This is a genomic window from Nostoc sp. 'Peltigera membranacea cyanobiont' 232 (assembly GCF_002245985.1).
Lineage (GTDB): Bacteria > Cyanobacteriota > Cyanobacteriia > Cyanobacteriales > Nostocaceae > Nostoc.
The window spans coordinates 1-17,808 of record NZ_NOLK01000165.1; the positions used below are offsets into that span (position 1 = coordinate 1).

The window sequence follows — 17,808 nt, forward strand, 5'->3', positions numbered from 1 at the left end:
CGCGTTCATAAGTTTCCGTAATTTTCCGCCGCAAATCTATGGAGTATGCTTTCATTGGTGACAAATTTTACTTATTTAATCTCTATAGTACATTTAATTGTCTCTCACTCAAGTGAAAACCGCTATAGTGAGTAACGGCTAGCTAAATAAGGGGTAAATAATAAAGTGCTGTCAATCTCCTGGGGATGCTCTAAAGCTAACCAAGCAGCTAAAGTTCCACCTGTTGACAATCCACCAATTACAACTTGTTGGCCTAGTGTTTTTGCAATCTGCAACCATTTGAGAAGAAATTGTTGATATATCTGAATATCTGTTGGGAGTGGTGGGGGATTTTTACGGCTCCAGTTTCCTGAGCGTCCATGACCGGGCTGTAAAGGAATTAGAACGTTATGTCCTATGTCCCTTTTTAAAGAAGGCTTGACCGAGCGGCTCAAACTGGTAGGGGCCTGCTGTGAAACCATGCAAAAACAAAAAAACTTTTGACGTGAAGTAGGGATGAATTAAAAATTTGGAGCGACAGGCTTCATTTTTCAGACCTACTGTGGACTCTAATTGGTGAACTTGCTCCAGGATGTCTACTGTATTTTGAATGCCAACTTTCATTTATTACTTATTGTGTTCACATCTATAGTTCACTTTATTGATTAAGTAGTTACTTCAAATCTAGCAGAGGACATATTTTTAAGTTAGTCTATCAGAAGTGAGAAACATTTTTTATTATTATTGATGAGTATTCACTCCAAACTAATTTTCCACAACCCATCTAGTGCATTGGATTGTTGCAATTGACTATCACTGCTGCCAAGCCAATTATTGTCATACACCAAGCCAACACTGAACGTGCTACTTACAGGATATTGCCCTATTTTTCCAAAACCTTCAATATTGTTTGAGTCAGTAATTACATGTTGGTTCAACTGTATAGTTGTTTGGTTGCCGTCATCAAAGTAAATTGTGGCCCGCTTGTTGTGAAAGCTGACCTGAACTTTGTAAAGACCACCAGTTGCATAATAGTAAGCTCTAGCAGGTAGCTTTTGACCATCAATATTTTGCCCTTTGAACTCAACTGCCATTGAAGGCGTGCCTAGCAGCAACAAGACTGGCAGGAATAAGCCTAAAACTTTCATTGGTACTAACAATCACTTTCAATAAAACTATTTTCTACTTTAAAACATAAAAATAATTTGTGAGTTAACTAGCGATCGCTTGGCTGAAATTGGGAATCCTAAAAGAAGTTAAGAGTGACTTTTAGTACAAATGATTTTTAAACTTCGCTTGATTGGTGTTGCGGCTTTGCTTGTAGCTCAAATGTCGTTACCCGTATTTGCCAACAATCTTACCGCTACGGTTGTAAGCGTAGGTGACGGTGACACCATACGGGTGAAAACTGGTAACAAAACTGTAACAGTCCGCCTCGCTTGCATTGATGCACCGGAGATGAAACAGAATCCTTGGGGTCAACAATCATCTGCAAGACTTAAACAATTGCTGCCAGTGGGACAAGGAATTACCCTACGTGCTATTGAAACTGACAAATATAAGCGCTTAGTTGCAGAGGTGTTTGTTGGTAATCGCAGTGTCAACGTGAGTATGGTGCAAGAGGGACAGGCTGTAGTGTATCGTCAGTATCTCAAAGGCTGTCCAGAGTCTAGAGATAGTTTGTTGCAGGGTGAAAACACCGCCAAACAACAGCGTTTAGCATTTTGGAGTCAGGCTAATCCTGTGATGCCTTGGGACTTCCGCCACAGAGCTACCCAAAAGACAACATCAGTGCCAATTCAACCGCAACAACAGAATAACTGTGATCCCTCTTACCCAGATTTTTGCATTCCAAAGAATTCACCAGACTTAGATTGCCGAAATATTAGCCAACGAAGGTTTAAAGTGCTGCCACCAGATCCTCATGGGTTTGACCGAGATGGAGATGGGATTGGGTGCGAAAAATAACTACAACGAAACACAGCTTTTAATTAGGCAGTAAAAATGTTTTATCAATATCAAGATTGTTCAATTGACTCCGAACCTTTAAAGATTGTTGGAATGGGCATCACCATCAACATTATTAAGTTAGAAACCCAAAACAAGACAACAACGCCAAAACCCAATAATGTCAAATAGGAAAATGTTAATTGTGTGAGTCCATTAAGCAGTTGCCACAACCGAAAAGCTGTGTATAAAAAGCCAGTAGGTACAACAATACTTGGCACTAGGGAGCGACTAAAAACACGTTCAGATATGAGTTGTACAGCGACTATCAACAGGTAACTTCCCCAAAATACCCATGCAGATGGTTGTTTCCAAGCCAGAGCTAACAAGCACATCGGTAACAAAACTCCAGCAAAGGAGGCTAATTTGACCCACCATCGCAGAAATTGCCATTGCTGCTGGTTATACCCAATTTCTGCCGTAAAGGGTAAACGTCGAGCTTTCACACCAAAACCATAGCCAAGAGATAGCAGGGTTATAATCAGAATAAAGAGCGTAAGAATCAATCCATTATTAACTGTCATCTGCTCGAAAATACCAATTATCATACTCTTAGTTTAATCTGGCTTTAACAGCCTCGCTCCACCTTGTCTGCCAATAACAATATTTCGCCTTCTACTTTTATATACTCAGTGTGCAATGTGTTGATTTAAGCTAGTCGAAGGTTGAAGTCGAACTCCTCTCTCTTTTGCTATATTCTTCGTCGTTCATCGCTTCCCAAATTGATTTTCTCTTTTATTGCCGAAAGTGATGCTGATATAGGCGATTGGAGTGATGAGTGATGTATTGGGAGACTGTCTTACTTTCCAGACATACTGTAAGTAAGAAATTTACAAGTTCGTAGTCTTATCGAGTCTTTTAAAGCCTAACCAGTAGGTTGCTCAATTAGTCACAATTTTATTAAATATTGTACTAATAAACTCATCCATCATTGGACTATTACTAAAAAATAGTCACTCATTTTCAGAATTATTAATACTGCTTATACTTAGTTTTTAATCAAAAACTATTGAGAAATAATTTTTGTAGCAGCAAATGTCAAAAGCTAAGAATTCCTTAACGCTGCGTCAGCCCAAAACTGTCCCAATTAATATTAGTAATGTGCAAGAGAATGCATTTATTTTGTAGTACAAAAAATTGAGATAACCTTTGATGAACAAGCCATTAGCGAAAAATGATACGAACATTTTAGTAATTGGAGCAGGAGTCAGTGGTCTAACAACTGCTATATGTCTAAGAGAGGCAGGTTTTAATGTTGTGATTGTTGCAGATCGTTTTGCCCCAGATTTAACCTCTATTGTGGCAGGTGCATTATGGGAATGGCCTCCAGCAGTCTGTGGTCGTCATGGCTCTCCGAGATCGCTGGAACGCTCTAAAGACTGGTGTATGACTACCTATAATAAATTCAAGAAAATACACACAGAGTTTGGTTCAGAAAAAACAGGGATTTATTTGAGGGATGGGTATTTCTATTTTAAGGATGTTTTGGAAAATCGACCTGCTGATCTAAACAAAATGAATGAGTTGAAAGATAAAGTTGATGGATTTGAAAGAGGTTTACATATTGTCAAAAAAACGATTGATTTGAATTTTCAAGGAGGGATAAAAGATGCTTATAAACACATGGCTCCGATGACAAATACCGATGTTTACATGAATTGGCTACTTCAATATGTAAAGGATATTGGATGTGAGATTATCCCGGAGAAAATCACTGTCAATGTAGTTCAAAACGAACAGGAACTACTTAGCCGTTTTAATGCAAGGGCAATTGTTAATTGTGCTGGGCTAGGTTCAATAGCAACTACAGGGGATAGTTCCATGTATCCCGTGAGGGGCGCACTTGTCAGGGTTAAAAATCTAGGGAAAGTTGTGAAGGATGCTCATTGCATTTCCCATGAAGAATCTTCTTTAAATGAGCAAGACATCATTTTTATAGTTCCTAGAGGGGATGATTTGGTGGTCTTAGGAGGATTAACGCAGCAAGACCAATGGGGTACAGACTTATCTCTTGAGGTTTCAATTATTCGACAGATGTATGATGGTTGTTTAGAGTTTCTACCGGAATTAAAAGAACTCCCCCTAGATGAGAAGGAGCCTGTTAGGACTGGTTTACGACCATTAACATCGGAAAATGTTTGTGTGGAAAGAGTTTTAAACACACACATATTTTATAATTATGGACATGGAGGGTCAGGTGTAACGTTGTCATGGGGATGTTCGCAAGAAATTGTCCACTTAGTACAACAAATGCTCTGCGAAGAGGCAAATCCAGTTACTTTACATAGTAGTAAGATAGATAGCAATAAGCAGACTGTCTTTATGCTACATGATATGTTTCTGAGCAAAACTGATTTTAGACATATCTGCTCAGAGAATAGAAATCTAGTTTTACTCTGTAGTAGGCGAGGACTCAGTGAGGTTGTACCCTCCCAGTATCAATACTTGGATATTGTGCAGATTGTAGAACCTTATAATTTACAAAATCTGCTCCAAACCTATCAACAGATTAAGACTGACTATAAACTATTAGATGATAACTGCCGGATTGTCACCAACGATGAGTATTCAGTACTGTTAGCTGCACAGTTGCGTGAAGCTCTAAATCTGCTAGGCGATCGCCCAACGATGATCCAGCAGTTTACTGATAAGAGTTACCTCAAATCTGCCCTCAAAAATTCCCTGATTCGGATGCCTAAGTATCTGATTTTTGCTCAAGACCAATACCGTAAAGAGCCGGTTTCATACTTAAAGTTTGTTCTAGAAGAACTAGGTAATCACATTTTGATCAAACCAGTTATCAGAGTCGGAAGTGAAAAAAGCAGAAGAATCTATACTGTCGATGATTTGAAAGCTTGGTGTGAAAGCAATGTAGATTCAGATTCCGAATATGAGATGAATGAATTCATTAGAGGTCAGTTATACAATACAAGTGTTGTTCTAAAAAACGGTCAGCCTTGTTATTTCGCTGCTTGCAAGCAGTATCGACCTAATGATGAGTTCATTTCTGGTCATCAAATCGGCAATATTATTGTTAGAGAAGAAGAACCGGAATTTCAGAAACTCTGGCAATTTTCAAGTGATGTGTTAGAAAGTTTAGAACACAATTATCCGAAAAATGGTGTACTCAATATTGATTTATTACTACCTTCTCTTAGCGAAGAAGCAATCCTAATGAAAGTAGCTGCACGCCCCCCGGAAGCGCTTGTATCAAGAATGTTTTACATATATCAGGGGCTACGTCTAAACGAGTTACATCTCCAATTACAGATTGGTGATTCGCCTGATATCATTCTCAAGGATAGAAATGAGTGGAAGTACAGTGCTTCCTCGATTCATCCAAAGCAGAATGGTGTTGTTACAGAAATTGAGAAGCCAGTTCTTGAAAGTGATGTGGAAATTTATTGGCAGATTTATTTGGGAGAAAGACTGGAAAAATCACAAAGTATGAGGGATATTGCCATTGCTATTGTTTTGAGCCATCATGATTTTTCAACCCTTCAAGAGGAATATCAAGTAGCCAATTCTAGCAATTTCTACAATATTAAGAAAGATTTTTTCTAGCAGCCCGAAAGAAACTGTTTTACAGCAGTGTTTGAGTTAAAAACCGAAAAATTACCGCCTAAATGAGTAAATTTTAGTGTATTCTGCGCTTTTCTAGCAGACAGAAGTGAGCAAGGGAACAAACAACTCTCTTTTGTTTGACCGAGAAGATTGGAGATTGAAAATTGCAGATTGCAGATTGAAGTTTTTGGTACAAGCCCAGCATATTGTGGGCGGAATAAATCTAAAAGACGCTCCTACGTCGCTAACGCTACGCTATCATCAATCTCGAATCCTCAAGCTGCATCCCTTGTGGGTGCAGTCAATCTCAAATCTACAATTGTTTGACACTCTTCGGGAAGCGACGGAATCTGTTTTAGGCTTGGTGTCCTATGTTTGCTTGCAGACTGAGAGGATGCGTTGGTCGTTAGCGCTAATAAGTAAGTTTGATTTGATGAAAATTGGATAGGTTAATTTTCATATTTTCAGTTTTTGCTTTGTTGTAACTAAGTGATTTAGCAGAAACTGTGTTGTTATTCTGTTTTCCTGTAAAGCAACTAAACTCCGAATTAGGATAGTACAAAGCTCCGACAATATTTCCTTGTTGACGTTGTAATAATAAGTAGGCTTTCCCTATTTGATTAGGTTTAGGAGTTTCGCCGTATAAATATGTTCCATCAGCAAGCGGAGCCGATTTGGTTGAGCTATTTGGCAGGCTTTGTCCAGTTGAAGAAGGAATTTCTAAACCGACTAAAGCTAGAGAAAGCAATATAAATGCCGCACTTTTCTGGAGTTTTGTGCTAACAGTTGCAGGTAGATTCATTTGTTTTTTCCTTGCGTTACTGTTGGTTGTACTTACCTTAAACCTCTTGTCGTTTGTATAAATCTTTTTGTCGGTAGAGATTAGGGTAGCAATATCAACTTTCAAGCCCTTCCATGATTACTGCTGGTGAGAGCCATTCTTAAACCTTGCCTGGATTCTCAAAGCTAGTTAAGTAGTTTTAAATTTCGGTTTCTTATCTCTACGGCAATGAATTCTTTGTGAGTTTCACTTGGCCTTGAGGAAATTAACCGTAAGAGTCTTTGAACAGGTGTTGTGTTTCTCCAGTTGACGCAGGCTAAAATAATCGCATTGCTAATGGGCAAGCGATCACTTTCACCTTTGCTTGGTGTAGCCTTATGGTTGACACCAGTATATTAATAATATTATCATGTCAACTGGCGAGCGCAGTGAAAATAAAATTAAAGTAAAAATGAATATCACAGTAGATGTAACACCCATCGCTGCGTTTAGGTGGAATGAAGAAAATGCCCAAAAACTCAGGGAGCTTAGAGAAAAAGCTGGATATAGTAGACAAAAGCTATCTGATGCTGTGGGAGTTTCTGTGGCTTATATTCAGCAGCTAGAGACTCCTCACGTCTTTATTAACAAACCAAAAAAACCAACTCAGATGACTGTTAGTACAGAAATTCTAGAGAAACTTTGTGCTGCTTTAGATGGGGATATCACTTCACTTATTTGGAACATAGATTACAACAGCTAAGAGAATTATCTACTACGCTCACCAGTAATAAATGCTTGACAATCACTGGTGGGCGTAGTAATATAGTAATTATAAGAGAGGAGACGAGCGCAATGCCTCTTTTGAAAAACAAAGAAGCGCTCAACCCCAAACCCAGATTTGATTAACACAAAACATAGATTTGAGAAACAAGAACCCCCCGTCGTATAGCACAAGGTAGGGGTATGAGTATCATCGGCTCAGAAAACCGGGTTAAGCTTAAAAGCCTTATTAGGTAAGGATTATGACGATAATGAAGGTCATTGACTTTTACTGATCATCGAGTAACTACTCAACGATAAAATAAGGGTTTCAGCTTCTAAAAATCTTTGTATTACTCATGTAATATCTATTAACCCGGTTTTCTGCGCGAATGCTACTCATACCCCGTGATGAAGGGACTTCGCGGTGGATGAAAGCGGCGGGTATTGCCATCGATGAAGAACATTATCGCAAGGTGGCGAATGCCAAAGATATTGATAGAAGGACTTACACAAGTAGGCAGCATCAGGATTATCTCAAGCCGGAGGAGGTTTTGGAATGTGAAAAGTTCCGCATACAGGATACTTACGGGATGAGCGTAACCCCGGAACTGGTTGAGCAAGATGACGGGGGCGGTTAATTAAAAAGATTGTCGCACTTGAAGCAATATTGTCCGCACCCCTTGAAATGGTCACTGATGAACAGGGGCGAGAATTTATTCCACCATCGGCTATTGTTGCCGAACGCGATAAATCGGAACGGGAGCGATTAGCTATTTGCACTGACTGGAGCAATCATTCTACCGCGTGGTTGATGCGTCATCGGCTTGGACTCAGGGCAGTCCTAATGGATCTGAGCTCAATTGGTGACAGATGCCCCGCAGTGGAGTGAGTAGATGGTTTGATTTATTCGGCACAGAATCAAAATTGGAGATGTCCACACCTTGAGTGAGTTGGCAAGAAAGCTACCTTTATGAAAGTGCTATTCGATTGCCACTATCGTTTGCGAGATGCGAAAAATAACACCCCGCAAACCCTAGCGGTTGGTGATTCTAGAGCGCCAATAAAGATTAAACAACCACAAAATTGTTTTCGGTTAGTGACAATCCAGCAGATAATTGTGCAAATTTTACCTGAGTAAACCCAGACGCACTGCCATCAAGATCAAAGAACAGTCCACCTGTAGCGCTGTTGTAGATAAATCGTTGATTGGTTGTTGTTGCAGATGTTCCGATGGTAAACTGATTAGCTGAAAGTGAACCTGATGATAACCCGCCAGCAAAATAAACAGCTGATATCTGAATCAAGTCATTAGTGGCGTTAAAGTCATAAAGATCGTCAACACCTTCATTGTAATTATAGAAAACAAAGGTATCAGTCCCATTCCCTCCAATTAGGCTGTCATTACCCTTTCCACCTGTCAGGGTATCATTGCCGTTGCTCCCCACAATCAAGTCATTGTAATCTGTACCGATGATATTTAATCTTTCGACATTGTTGTAATTAACTAGATACGTATCTGCCGTAACCGATCCAGTGTTAGTAGTAGCATTAAAAGTCGAAGTAATCCCTGTTGTAGCATTAAAGTAATACATGGATAACAAATCGTTACCATTACCCCCATTTACTGTTTGAGTCGCTAAATCAGAGGGGACATCACCTGAGGATGTGATGCCTAAATTGAAGGAATCATTGCCATCACCTCCAGAAAGGAGGTTATTACCTTTTGCATTGGTAGCATCCAAGGTATCGTCACCAGCGCCACCGTTGAGGGTATTATTGACTATGGAAAGAGTAGGGTCGCTGCCAGAGATGTCAAGATAATCATTGCCATCGCCCCCAGAGAGCAGATTATTGCCTGTTGAACCGCTACCAGACAAGGTATCGTTACCTGCACCTCCAAGTAGTGTGTTATTACCTGTAGAGCGAGAATCTTCGGAGTAGTTAAAGGAAGAAGAGTAGTAGTAGTAGCCAGAGATGTTAAGAGAATCATTTCCATCGCCTCCAGAGAGCAGATTATCGCCTGTTGAACCGCTACCATTCAAGGTATCGTTACCTGCACCTCCAAGTAGTGTGTTATTACCTGTGGAGCGAGAGTCGGAGGAGTCGCTACTAAATCTGTTGATGTAGCTGCCAGAGATGTCAAGAGAATCATTGCCATCACCCCCAGAGAGCAGATTATCGCCTGTTGAAGCGTTAGCACTCAAGCGATCATCATCAGCACCTCCAAGTAGTGTGTTATTACCTATTGAACCGCTAATATTCAAAATATCGTCATCGGCATCTCCGTCAAGGATATTATTGCCTGCACCGCCAATCAGAGTATCATTGCCTGCACCACCAATCAGAGTATCATTGCCTGCACCACCTCTAATGATGTCATCACCACTCAATCCGTCGATGATGTCATTACCCCCTTGACCATTGATGACATCATTAGAGTTGTCAAAACCTGTAATATTGTTATCGAGGTCATTCAGGAAAGTAACAGTGTTCTTATTGAACAGGTTCGTTTGAGTAGAGTTTGCATCAAACACATCAAAACTGTCAGTGACACTAGTTTGACCAGAAAAGAGGATATTGCCAATAGCAGGTCGTGAAGAAGTTGCTGGTAAATTATCCAGGTTTTCTAATTTGAAGTTTTGCAGAATGACTTTGCTATTAGCGAGATTTTCAAAAGTGATTTCTAAGTTGTTGCCATTTTGAGTTAATTGCAGATTTTGAGCCGTGAATCCATCACTTGTAAATTGCAAGGTGTCTACAGAGGCAATGACCGTTGCTGAGGGATTTGAGCCTTTACCCACACCACCAAAATCGGTAATAGTATCAGTATTTTTGTTGTAGTAAATATCGTTGTTGTAAACAAATTCATCATTACCAGCGCCACCAGTTAGAGTATCATTACCAACGCCCCCGGAGAGAGTATCGTTGCCACTGTTCCCCACAATGTTGTCATTGTAATCTGTACCTAAGATATTTAATCGTTCGATATTTTTGTAATTAACCTGATTCGTACCCGACCTAATTGAGCCAGTGTTAGTAGTGGCATTGTAAGTTGTTGCGATCGCCGCACTACCGTTGTAGTTGACCAACAGTACATCGTCACCCTCACCCCCATCTATGGTATCATTGCCACTATTGCCCGTGGAGAGGGTATCGTTGCCACTGTTCCCCACAATGTTGTCATTGTAATCTGTACCTAAGATATTTAATCGTTCGATATTCTTATAATTAACTTGATTCGTACCTGACCTAATTGAGCCAGTGTTAGTAGTGGCATTGTAAGTTGTTGTAATCCCTTCTGTAGCAGCGCTGTAATAACTGTAATCAACAGACAACAAATCGTCACCCTTACCCCCATCTACCGTTTGATTCTCTAAATTTAGATAGAAGGAATCATTGCCATCGTCTCCAAAGAGGAAGTTATTTCCTGTTGAATCCTCAGCCCTCAAGGTATCGTCACCAGCACCACCATTGAGAGTATTATTGCCTGAAGACAATAATATACCATCGTAGTAAGTGGGAATACTAGAGATATCAAGATAATCATTGCCATCGCCACCAGATAGCAGGTTATTACCTGATGAACCCTTAGCCATCAAGTAATCGTTACCAGCGCCACCGTTGAGGGTGTTATTCCCTGATGAGACAAAATTAGGAGCTGCTCTATAAGTAAAAACACCAGAAGTAGAGAGAGTATCATTGCCATCGCCACCAGATAGCAGGTTATTACCTTGTGGAGACTCAGCATCCAAGTAATCGTCACCAGCGCCACCGTTGAGGGTGTTATTGCCTGATGAGGCTGTAGAATTATAAGAGTTTTGAGAAACGTAAGAGGTGGAGAGAGTATCATTGCCATCACCACCAAATAGCAGGTTATTACCGGATGTTGCCTCAGCATCCAAGTAATCGTCACCACTGCCACCGTTGAGGATGTTGTTGCCTGTTGAATATTCAACATTCAAGACATCATTGCCCACACCACCTATCAAAGTATTATTACCTGCACCACCTCGCAGTAAATCATTGCCACTTTTGCCGTCAATAAGATCATCACCCCCCTGACCATTGATGACATCATCTGAGTTATCAAAGCCGTTAACATTATTGTTCAGGTCGTTAAGGAAGGTGACTGTGTTCAAGTTGAAGATAGTGCTTTGAGTGGAGTTGGCATTGAAGACATCAAAGCTGTCAGTAATGGTAGTTTGCCCATCAAACACGATATTGTGCAAGTCTACAGTGGCTCCTGTAGATAAGCTTAGGTTATCCAGGTTTTCTAAAGCAAAGTTTTGCAGGATGATTTTGGGACTATCCTGCGCGTCAAAGGTGATTTCTAGATTGCTGCCATTCTGGGTCAGCACTAGATTTCGAGCAGTAAAGCCATCCCCATCGAAATTTAGGGTGTCTACTTCGGCAATGACTGCTGCTGAGGGGTTTACACCTTTACCAACTCCACCAAAATCGGTGATAGTATATTTACTATCGTAGCTGAAGTTGTAAGTGTTGTTACCACCTCCACCAGTCAAGATGTCGTTGCTATTGGCGAATAGGGTATCGTTACTCGTGGTTCCAATGATATTTGCCATAACTTTTACCTACCTCAATCGATTTTTTCAGTAATTTCAGTTTTGAAGAGAGCTGTTAGTGGGACTTAAACAAAAAGTAGCCAGAAAAGAGCCTAAAACCTGTATGCAGATGTGTATTTTCCTTGCCTTGCATGGGTTTTAAGCTTGTTTCTGCCTCAAAAATGTTTAAGTCGCGTTCTAGCGGTTATCGATTGTATGAGAACATCAAAGTCCTTACTGTCAAATCATTTCAGCAAAGTTTTTGTATCTCACTGAACTGCACACCACTATAGTGCTGTTTTCAGGCACAAGAACAAGCATCAAAAATCCAGCCTTCATATTTAGTTTTTTACCAGTGCCTAAATCCTACCAGAAGAGAAAATAGTCAATAGTTAACTCTGGCTTGTAAATATAGTTTTATACTCTCCTTGTGGGCAATTATGCGTAAATGTTTAATTTGAGAATACAGAACATCTCAATAACCTAACACTGACCATATACTATCGTATTTACTTAGATGTCTTTGCTTCCAGACACATCTTTGCATATTCTTCACATTATTTACTGATAAATTTACGTAAAAATATTTTGGTTTATGCACTATCAATGCGTCGTCTTTTCCTCTTGCTAAAGGCTATTACCAATTGGTATAGCATCTGTAACCAAAAAATTCGCGCTCGCAGACATTACTGCTTCTGCCTCAAAAAATCGAGTTGGTTAAAGCGGCTAGTCAGGAATTGTATAATGCTGAGTGTCAGGCGTAGCCCGCCTTTGGCATCGCTAATTCTGTTGAACTCTCTGGGGCTGAACTCAAGAAGCTCCTTGACAAAAGGGCGAAAACAAAAACCGAACGACACCAGCAGCGCAAGGCTGAATTGTCCCGTCGCTACGAAATTGACGTAACCCCTGAGTTGGTCGAGAAAGATGACGATGGGTGGTATCCTCAACTGAGAATGCACTATTATTTGACTGTAGGGCGAGAATTTCTGACGAACCGTGATGCCAAAAGAGCAAAAGCGCAGTTGGAATTAGGGGAGAATTCGATTTGGAAACCAGATTTTAACAAGGGGCAAATGTTGCCGGCTGTACTTTTGTTAGAAGAACTGAATCTGTTGCAGTTGCTCACGCCTGGGGAGCAGTTGCGTTCTTCTGACAAGGCGATGCAGGAATTTAAAGCACTGGCACTAAAGCATCGGTATGTTATCAAAAATTATCTTCACGTGACTATCTCAGAAAAACTTACTTCCATAGCGATCGCACAGAAGTTACTTGCCAAGATTGATTTGAAACTCGATTACGTCGGTCGGTTGGGTAAGCGTGAAAATCGGGAGTGCGTTTATAAATTCGTTGCCCCTGATGATCAGCGTGATTCGATTTTTGGGCAGTGGTTAAATCGAGATGAATTATTTCAAAGTGAGTCTGTGTCAGTCACGAATAATATAGAATTACAAACACCAGGTATTGACACGGAATCTCTTGACATTCCCCAAACATTTACTCAGGAAGATCCTGAAGTCCTTGGATGGAAGGGGTTACACCTGAAGCTGCGCCAAGGACTCGGCAGTGTTGGACAGTTCTACCAACAGATGGTTTCCCAACTTGGTGAGGCTGTTGGAATTGCTGATGGGGAGCCTTACTGGAATGCATACCTGGGGCAGTGGCAGGTTTGGGTTAACTTTGCTGACGGGTGTAGGTCTGTGGTGTGCGATTGGTTGCTGGCGGTGTAGGCCAAAGTAGTTCACTGTTCCCTAAAAACTGTTATTGTGAGTCGGTTATTTTACACTTTCCCAGTTTGGAGTAAATAATCTCTATTGCCAAGCCATTGAAAAAAACAATTGTGTGTTCGTTCTCTTCTGAGTCGTTTAAAGTGACAAGTTTTGTTCTGCTCATTTTTTCCATCTCAGAGACAGTATTCTCAAAGAAATACGATTTATGTCCACAGTCGCAATAAAATGATGATGGGAACACTTCTATTGCCATTTTAAATGCCTCGATTTACACCTCCAAATACTACCATGCTCTATGGAATGGATATCTGGGTCATTCCAATTCGCAATTCGCTTTTTCGCCCATTCACAATTAATAATACCCCACGCATGAATGCGTTCCGTTGAATATTGATACTACGTGTTTTGTTTCTTTTCATAATTGAAATTAGGGGCTTGTACCCTAAATGAATCAATTACCAATTACGTCGGGAAAAGCGAATTGCGAACTGCGAATTGCGAATTGTTCGGTCATGTTGTTATCCGGCTTGCTGATTTAACCAAGCTTCTAAATCCGCCACTACAGAAAAATCTAATAACGCCTCTCCTAAAATAGACAATTGCTCAACAGATAATTGCAGAACTCCTTCAATCAACGATGCATCAATTTCACCAAGACGACGATTTAGTTGACGTATAATTAAATCCTGTTGTCCTTCTTGTTTGGCTCTTTCACGGTCTTGCTGATAAAGTGGCTCTAATCGCATAATTAACTCCCTGTCATCTGATTCTAAATTTTGATTGATTCTTAAATTCTGGCGCAGGTTGTAAACTAATTCTAGCGTTGCTTGCTTGTATGGGTGATTCAATGGTAGCTTTGATAATTCCACAATCGCCTGTGACTGCACGCTCCCCCTGCCAAGAATTCTCAACCATAACGTTTCTGGTGTTTGTGGTAGTTGGTGTATGGCTACAATTGCTGTCCGTAGAGCATCACCTAAAAAGTATACTCCTGGCAACCACCCCGATTTCTGATTAACATTAAAGCTCGATAGTATTGCTGGGGATGCAGTTGGACTGAGAACCCATAGTTTCGGAATATCTGACTCTTGGAGTCTGGTTTTATTCGCTTTAGCGTCTCGTCGTAATCCAGCTTTTACTTCTAATAATTTTTGAATACAATCACAAATTTCATCACTAGAGGCTGCATTACGAAATGGTTCTAATATTGCCGGAAATTCGGCAAATCTTCCAAGTAGCCCTAGCACTTCTAAATTAGAGGTTTGCTGTGCTAAAGGAGTAAATAGCACATCAATTTCTTTGATCTCTCCTGATATTTTTGATGATGACTTTACTTCCCCATAAGGTTTTAAAAGTTCTTCAAGATAATCTTTGGCGAATTCGTCATGTACAAATCGAGTCATTCAATTTGGGTTATTAAGAATTAATTTGAAGTTATTAATAATATTTTATCTGTATTTACAACCAATTTTAATCACACCTCAAAATAAAGAGCCTTAAACCAATTCGCAATTCGCTTTTTCGCCCATGACGCTCCTACGTCGCTAACGCTGCGCTAACGCAATTACGTTTTGTGACGGGGATTTAGCTGAGGCTTCAATTCGCGCTGCCTATATTGCTGGGGACTTAAACCCAGCCCTTTCAATGCGAACAAATGTACTAGTAAAGAAATAGCTGAAAGTCCCTAGGAAAAGCGATAGTAGTACTCGAACCACTGTCAAAATTAGTTACAGATATTTTTCTACTTGAAGATGGTCATGCACAAGAACGTTCCGAATTTGATTCAGTATTAAAGAAAGTAGAAGCAAAAGATTTATGGTGTGGAGACAGAAATTTTTGTACATTAAAATTTTTATTTACCATTCAAGAGAAAGAAGCATTTTTCGTAATTAGACAACATAAAGGGATGGGATTTAAAGAACTAGAAGAGTTAAAAAAAATAGGATTAACAGAAACAGGTGAATTATTTGAACAAAAAGTAGAAATAAATTACGAAGGAAAAACCTTAACATTAAGACGTATTGTATTAAAGTTATTCACACCAACGCGAGATAAAGAATGGGAAATCGGGATTTTCAGCAATTTACCGGAATCTATATCAGCAGCAAAAATAGCTGAAATATATCGTAATCGGTGGACTTTAGAAAGCTTGTTCCAAACAGTAACTAAGAATTTTAACGGAGAGATTCAGACTCTAGCTTATCCGAAAGCAGCTTTATTTTCATTTTCAATGGCATTAGTTGCCTACAACATACTTGCAACTTTAAGAGGAGCTTTAGGGGGTGTACATGGAGTAGAGAAAATCGAAGCTGGCTTATCTAATTTTTATTTAGTTGATGAGATTCAAGGCACATATAGAGGGATGATGATTGCGATTCCCACTTCGGAGTGGGAGATATTCCAAAGTTTTTCAACAGATAAAATCGCACAACTCCTACAGAAATTATCTCCCGGTGTTCATCTAAAAAAGTTTTTAAAAGCTACTAGAGGAGCAAAAAAACCGAAAGTTCCAGTAATTTATGATAGGAAAAAAGGGCATATTTCAACAAATCGCCTTTTAGAGGAGTACAATCAACAGAAAAAACGCAGTTAATCTCGACCAAAAAGCTGATTAAATACACTGGCTTACCTGACGTAGAAAATTGGTACGGCTAGAGATATCTTCTTGTTTATTTTTTGTAATAAGTCATGATTTTAGGTACTAAAACCTCTTAATTCATAATTAAACTCACTCAATTTCGATAAATTAATATATAAGTTCATATCATTCATTTTTTGAACAGTTGTAATTCCTAAAAAATACTTTTTTTCTAGCAATTTACAACTTGAATTACCCACAAGAGGAGATAGTTCATTTGTACGCGTTGAAAGGGCTGGTGCTACTCCCCCAAAAGCGATGCGTGGTTGGTCAAGGCTGGTGCTGGGGTTGGACTGGACGCAATGAGATTTGCAACCGATGGAGTATTCGCAGCAGGTTGTTGTGATTTGGCAGAGTTATTACAGCCTGCGATCGCAATTGCAAATAGCATTGCTCCAATAATCATCCGATGCTGTTTTAACCAGATATATGAAAAACTCCACGCCACTTGCGGGATGGAGTTTCCCGCCGCTTTCAATGAAAAGTTCATCATAGCTACCTTCATGAAAGTGCGATGCGATCATGATACCTTGTCAAACTCAATATAAAGGTGCTTCAGTGTCCGCATGAGTACGTTCGGTAAGTACTGATATCCTTCTTGTGCCAAGCGAATGTCCTTCAACCGTATTAGCAAACGCTGATATGCGATCTGCATTTCCTTTCGAGCAAGCATAGCGCTCAAACAAAAATGAATCCCATGACCAAAAGATAGGTGGTTGCTGGCATTCTGGCGGCGCACATCGAAACGCTCACCCTCAATAAATTTTATGGAGTCGCGGTTAGCAGCATCGAAGCGGAGCATCACTAAAGACCCAGCTTTGAGATCAACATCTCTTAGTTTTGTATCTTCCGTCACAACTCGCCACATTATTCATAAGGGCACACAAGCAGTTCTGGGTCAAAGAAGTTGTAGTCTGACAGATGCTTCATGCTTCTAATGGTGGTCAGTGATGGTTTGCTTTGACTCATTCAAAATGAGTCAACATCATCTTAACAAGTTACTTACCGTTGGCTCATTTTTGAGGAATTAGATGTAAAAAATACGCTTATTTGTCTCTTTACTCCCCCTGCTCAAGGAACAGTCTATTTCACAAGGATCTCACTTTTTCGCGTTGCTCCCCAGGGCAAACGCATCTAAATATAGTACATAGATACTAAATAAAGGATAAAGGCAGCTATCGCGTGCGGTATGCCAAAAAGTCATCTAGAATCTTTTGATGGCAAGCAACAAATGGACTTAACTTTTGCTGAGGTAATAACTTGAGTTGATTAATCCACTTTGTTGGTAAGTGAAAATTCTCTAATAATTCATCCGTTAGCAAGTTTTGCATAAACTCAAGCCCAGTTGTATTTTGAAATACCTTTAACACGCTCAAACGGTCTTTGTTTCGTGTCGTCTGATAGATTGTATATAAAGGGTTACAAATTACATTCGTTGTATGGTTGACTCCAGCAACACGCGCACCGGTTTGGTCAAAATGCTGCAGGAGTAGCATCAAGATTTTCTGTGTCAGTTGAGAGCGATCGCTTTCTTTTAAGGCTTTTTGTAAATTGTCTTTTTGAGATTGAGTCAGAAAACCTTTAGCAGGCATAGTAGCACGCTTTTACTCGAATATATCTAATTTAGCATTTGTGCAATTTAGATGTGGAACAGCTTAGTTTTTGGTCTGATTGCTGCTACTTTAACTCAAATTACTGCTGCCACCGATTTGAGTAGCGCCCTCTGGTGCTGGTGGGTGGTAAGTCATAGACTGTAACCCCAAACGACCAGGGCCAATAAAACGGTTGAGAGTGAATGAAATACCG

Annotated in this window: 16 protein-coding genes; 7 read left to right on the top strand and 9 right to left on the bottom strand. The window is 40.0% G+C overall.

What is annotated here, in order from left to right:
• Window positions 1-122: 122 nt before the first annotated feature.
• Window positions 123-461 (bottom strand): alpha/beta fold hydrolase, encoded by a 339-nt coding sequence (locus CDG79_RS33135; protein ID WP_223278481.1) that lies wholly within the window; start codon window positions 459-461, stop codon window positions 123-125.
• A gap of 273 nt (window positions 462-734) precedes the next feature.
• The gene (locus CDG79_RS33140; protein WP_094345912.1) at window positions 735-1,127 is read right to left on the bottom strand and encodes a hypothetical protein; all 393 of its coding nucleotides are present in this window, start codon (window positions 1,125-1,127) and stop codon (window positions 735-737) included.
• A 130-nt stretch (window positions 1,128-1,257) separates the two neighbouring features.
• Here CDG79_RS33140 and CDG79_RS33145 point away from each other — a divergent pair, with 130 nt between their 5' ends.
• Entirely contained in the window at window positions 1,258-1,947 is a 690-nt protein-coding gene (locus CDG79_RS33145; RefSeq protein ID WP_223278482.1) for a thermonuclease family protein, read from the top strand.
• A 50-nt stretch (window positions 1,948-1,997) separates the two neighbouring features.
• Here the strand turns inward: CDG79_RS33145 and CDG79_RS33150 are convergent, their stop codons facing one another.
• Window positions 1,998-2,510: a hypothetical protein gene (locus CDG79_RS33150; RefSeq protein ID WP_094345922.1), complete on the bottom strand. Its 513-nt coding sequence runs from the start codon at window positions 2,508-2,510 to the stop codon at window positions 1,998-2,000.
• 628 nt (window positions 2,511-3,138) lie between these two features.
• Between CDG79_RS33150 and CDG79_RS33155 the strand changes: the two genes are divergently transcribed.
• A complete protein-coding gene (locus CDG79_RS33155; protein ID WP_094345913.1) occupies window positions 3,139-5,550 on the top strand; it encodes an FAD-dependent oxidoreductase in 2,412 nt (803 codons plus the stop codon).
• A gap of 412 nt (window positions 5,551-5,962) precedes the next feature.
• On the opposite strand, the gene CDG79_RS33160 is transcribed toward CDG79_RS33155, so the two are convergent.
• Window positions 5,963-6,457 (bottom strand): hypothetical protein, encoded by a 495-nt coding sequence (locus CDG79_RS33160; protein WP_223278483.1) that lies wholly within the window; start codon window positions 6,455-6,457, stop codon window positions 5,963-5,965.
• 283 nt (window positions 6,458-6,740) lie between these two features.
• Between CDG79_RS33160 and CDG79_RS33165 the strand changes: the two genes are divergently transcribed.
• From CDG79_RS33165 to CDG79_RS42985, 3 genes are all read left to right on the top strand, one after another.
• Window positions 6,741-7,073: a helix-turn-helix domain-containing protein gene (locus CDG79_RS33165; RefSeq protein WP_094345915.1), complete on the top strand. Its 333-nt coding sequence runs from the start codon at window positions 6,741-6,743 to the stop codon at window positions 7,071-7,073.
• Window positions 7,074-7,464: 391 nt separating this feature from the next.
• On the top strand, window positions 7,465-7,713 hold the full coding sequence (locus tag CDG79_RS42980) for a hypothetical protein (RefSeq protein WP_189525215.1): 249 nt from the start codon (window positions 7,465-7,467) through the stop codon (window positions 7,711-7,713).
• Window positions 7,714-7,742: 29 nt separating this feature from the next.
• The gene (locus tag CDG79_RS42985; RefSeq protein ID WP_189525216.1) at window positions 7,743-7,964 is read left to right on the top strand and encodes a hypothetical protein; all 222 of its coding nucleotides are present in this window, start codon (window positions 7,743-7,745) and stop codon (window positions 7,962-7,964) included.
• Between the two features lie 178 nt (window positions 7,965-8,142).
• On the opposite strand, the gene CDG79_RS33175 is transcribed toward CDG79_RS42985, so the two are convergent.
• Window positions 8,143-11,658, bottom strand: coding sequence for a beta strand repeat-containing protein (locus tag CDG79_RS33175; RefSeq protein WP_094345916.1), 3,516 nt, complete (start codon window positions 11,656-11,658; stop codon window positions 8,143-8,145).
• 854 nt (window positions 11,659-12,512) lie between these two features.
• Between CDG79_RS33175 and CDG79_RS33180 the strand changes: the two genes are divergently transcribed.
• The gene (locus tag CDG79_RS33180; protein WP_189525217.1) at window positions 12,513-13,364 is read left to right on the top strand and encodes a hypothetical protein; all 852 of its coding nucleotides are present in this window, start codon (window positions 12,513-12,515) and stop codon (window positions 13,362-13,364) included.
• A 518-nt stretch (window positions 13,365-13,882) separates the two neighbouring features.
• On the opposite strand, the gene CDG79_RS33190 is transcribed toward CDG79_RS33180, so the two are convergent.
• Window positions 13,883-14,767 (bottom strand): DUF4351 domain-containing protein, encoded by an 885-nt coding sequence (locus CDG79_RS33190; protein ID WP_094345918.1) that lies wholly within the window; start codon window positions 14,765-14,767, stop codon window positions 13,883-13,885.
• 293 nt (window positions 14,768-15,060) lie between these two features.
• Here CDG79_RS33190 and CDG79_RS33195 point away from each other — a divergent pair, with 293 nt between their 5' ends.
• Entirely contained in the window at window positions 15,061-15,957 is an 897-nt protein-coding gene (locus CDG79_RS33195) for a transposase (protein ID WP_223278485.1), read from the top strand.
• Between the two features lie 286 nt (window positions 15,958-16,243).
• Here CDG79_RS33195 and CDG79_RS33200 read toward each other — a convergent pair whose 3' ends face one another.
• The 3 genes from CDG79_RS33200 to CDG79_RS33210 form a co-directional block, all read right to left on the bottom strand.
• Window positions 16,244-16,495: a hypothetical protein gene (locus CDG79_RS33200; protein ID WP_143855651.1), complete on the bottom strand. Its 252-nt coding sequence runs from the start codon at window positions 16,493-16,495 to the stop codon at window positions 16,244-16,246.
• Between the two features lie 27 nt (window positions 16,496-16,522).
• On the bottom strand, window positions 16,523-16,858 hold the full coding sequence (locus CDG79_RS33205; protein ID WP_262985861.1) for a cytochrome P450: 336 nt from the start codon (window positions 16,856-16,858) through the stop codon (window positions 16,523-16,525).
• A 319-nt stretch (window positions 16,859-17,177) separates the two neighbouring features.
• The gene (locus CDG79_RS33210; RefSeq protein ID WP_094345920.1) at window positions 17,178-17,594 is read right to left on the bottom strand and encodes a hypothetical protein; all 417 of its coding nucleotides are present in this window, start codon (window positions 17,592-17,594) and stop codon (window positions 17,178-17,180) included.
• Window positions 17,595-17,808: the final 214 nt, after the last annotated feature.

What these genes read in the sequence shown, in the direction of transcription:
- CDG79_RS33150 (WP_094345922.1), bottom strand. Translation starts at nt 2,510, where the DNA reads ATGACAGTTAATAATGGATTGATTCTTACGCTCTTTATTCTGATTATA.
- CDG79_RS33135 (WP_223278481.1), bottom strand. Translation starts at nt 461, where the DNA reads ATGGTTTCACAGCAGGCCCCTACCAGTTTGAGCCGCTCGGTCAAGCCT.
- CDG79_RS33175 (WP_094345916.1), bottom strand. Translation starts at nt 11,658, where the DNA reads ATGGCAAATATCATTGGAACCACGAGTAACGATACCCTATTCGCCAAT.
- CDG79_RS33190 (WP_094345918.1), bottom strand. Translation starts at nt 14,767, where the DNA reads ATGACTCGATTTGTACATGACGAATTCGCCAAAGATTATCTTGAAGAA.
- CDG79_RS42980 (WP_189525215.1), top strand. Translation starts at nt 7,465, where the DNA reads ATGCTACTCATACCCCGTGATGAAGGGACTTCGCGGTGGATGAAAGCG.
- CDG79_RS33140 (WP_094345912.1), bottom strand. Translation starts at nt 1,127, where the DNA reads ATGAAAGTTTTAGGCTTATTCCTGCCAGTCTTGTTGCTGCTAGGCACG.
- CDG79_RS33210 (WP_094345920.1), bottom strand. Translation starts at nt 17,594, where the DNA reads ATGCCTGCTAAAGGTTTTCTGACTCAATCTCAAAAAGACAATTTACAA.
- CDG79_RS33200 (WP_143855651.1), bottom strand. Translation starts at nt 16,495, where the DNA reads ATGATGAACTTTTCATTGAAAGCGGCGGGAAACTCCATCCCGCAAGTG.
- CDG79_RS33145 (WP_223278482.1), top strand. Translation starts at nt 1,258, where the DNA reads ATGATTTTTAAACTTCGCTTGATTGGTGTTGCGGCTTTGCTTGTAGCT.
- CDG79_RS33165 (WP_094345915.1), top strand. Translation starts at nt 6,741, where the DNA reads ATGTCAACTGGCGAGCGCAGTGAAAATAAAATTAAAGTAAAAATGAAT.
- CDG79_RS33155 (WP_094345913.1), top strand. Translation starts at nt 3,139, where the DNA reads ATGAACAAGCCATTAGCGAAAAATGATACGAACATTTTAGTAATTGGA.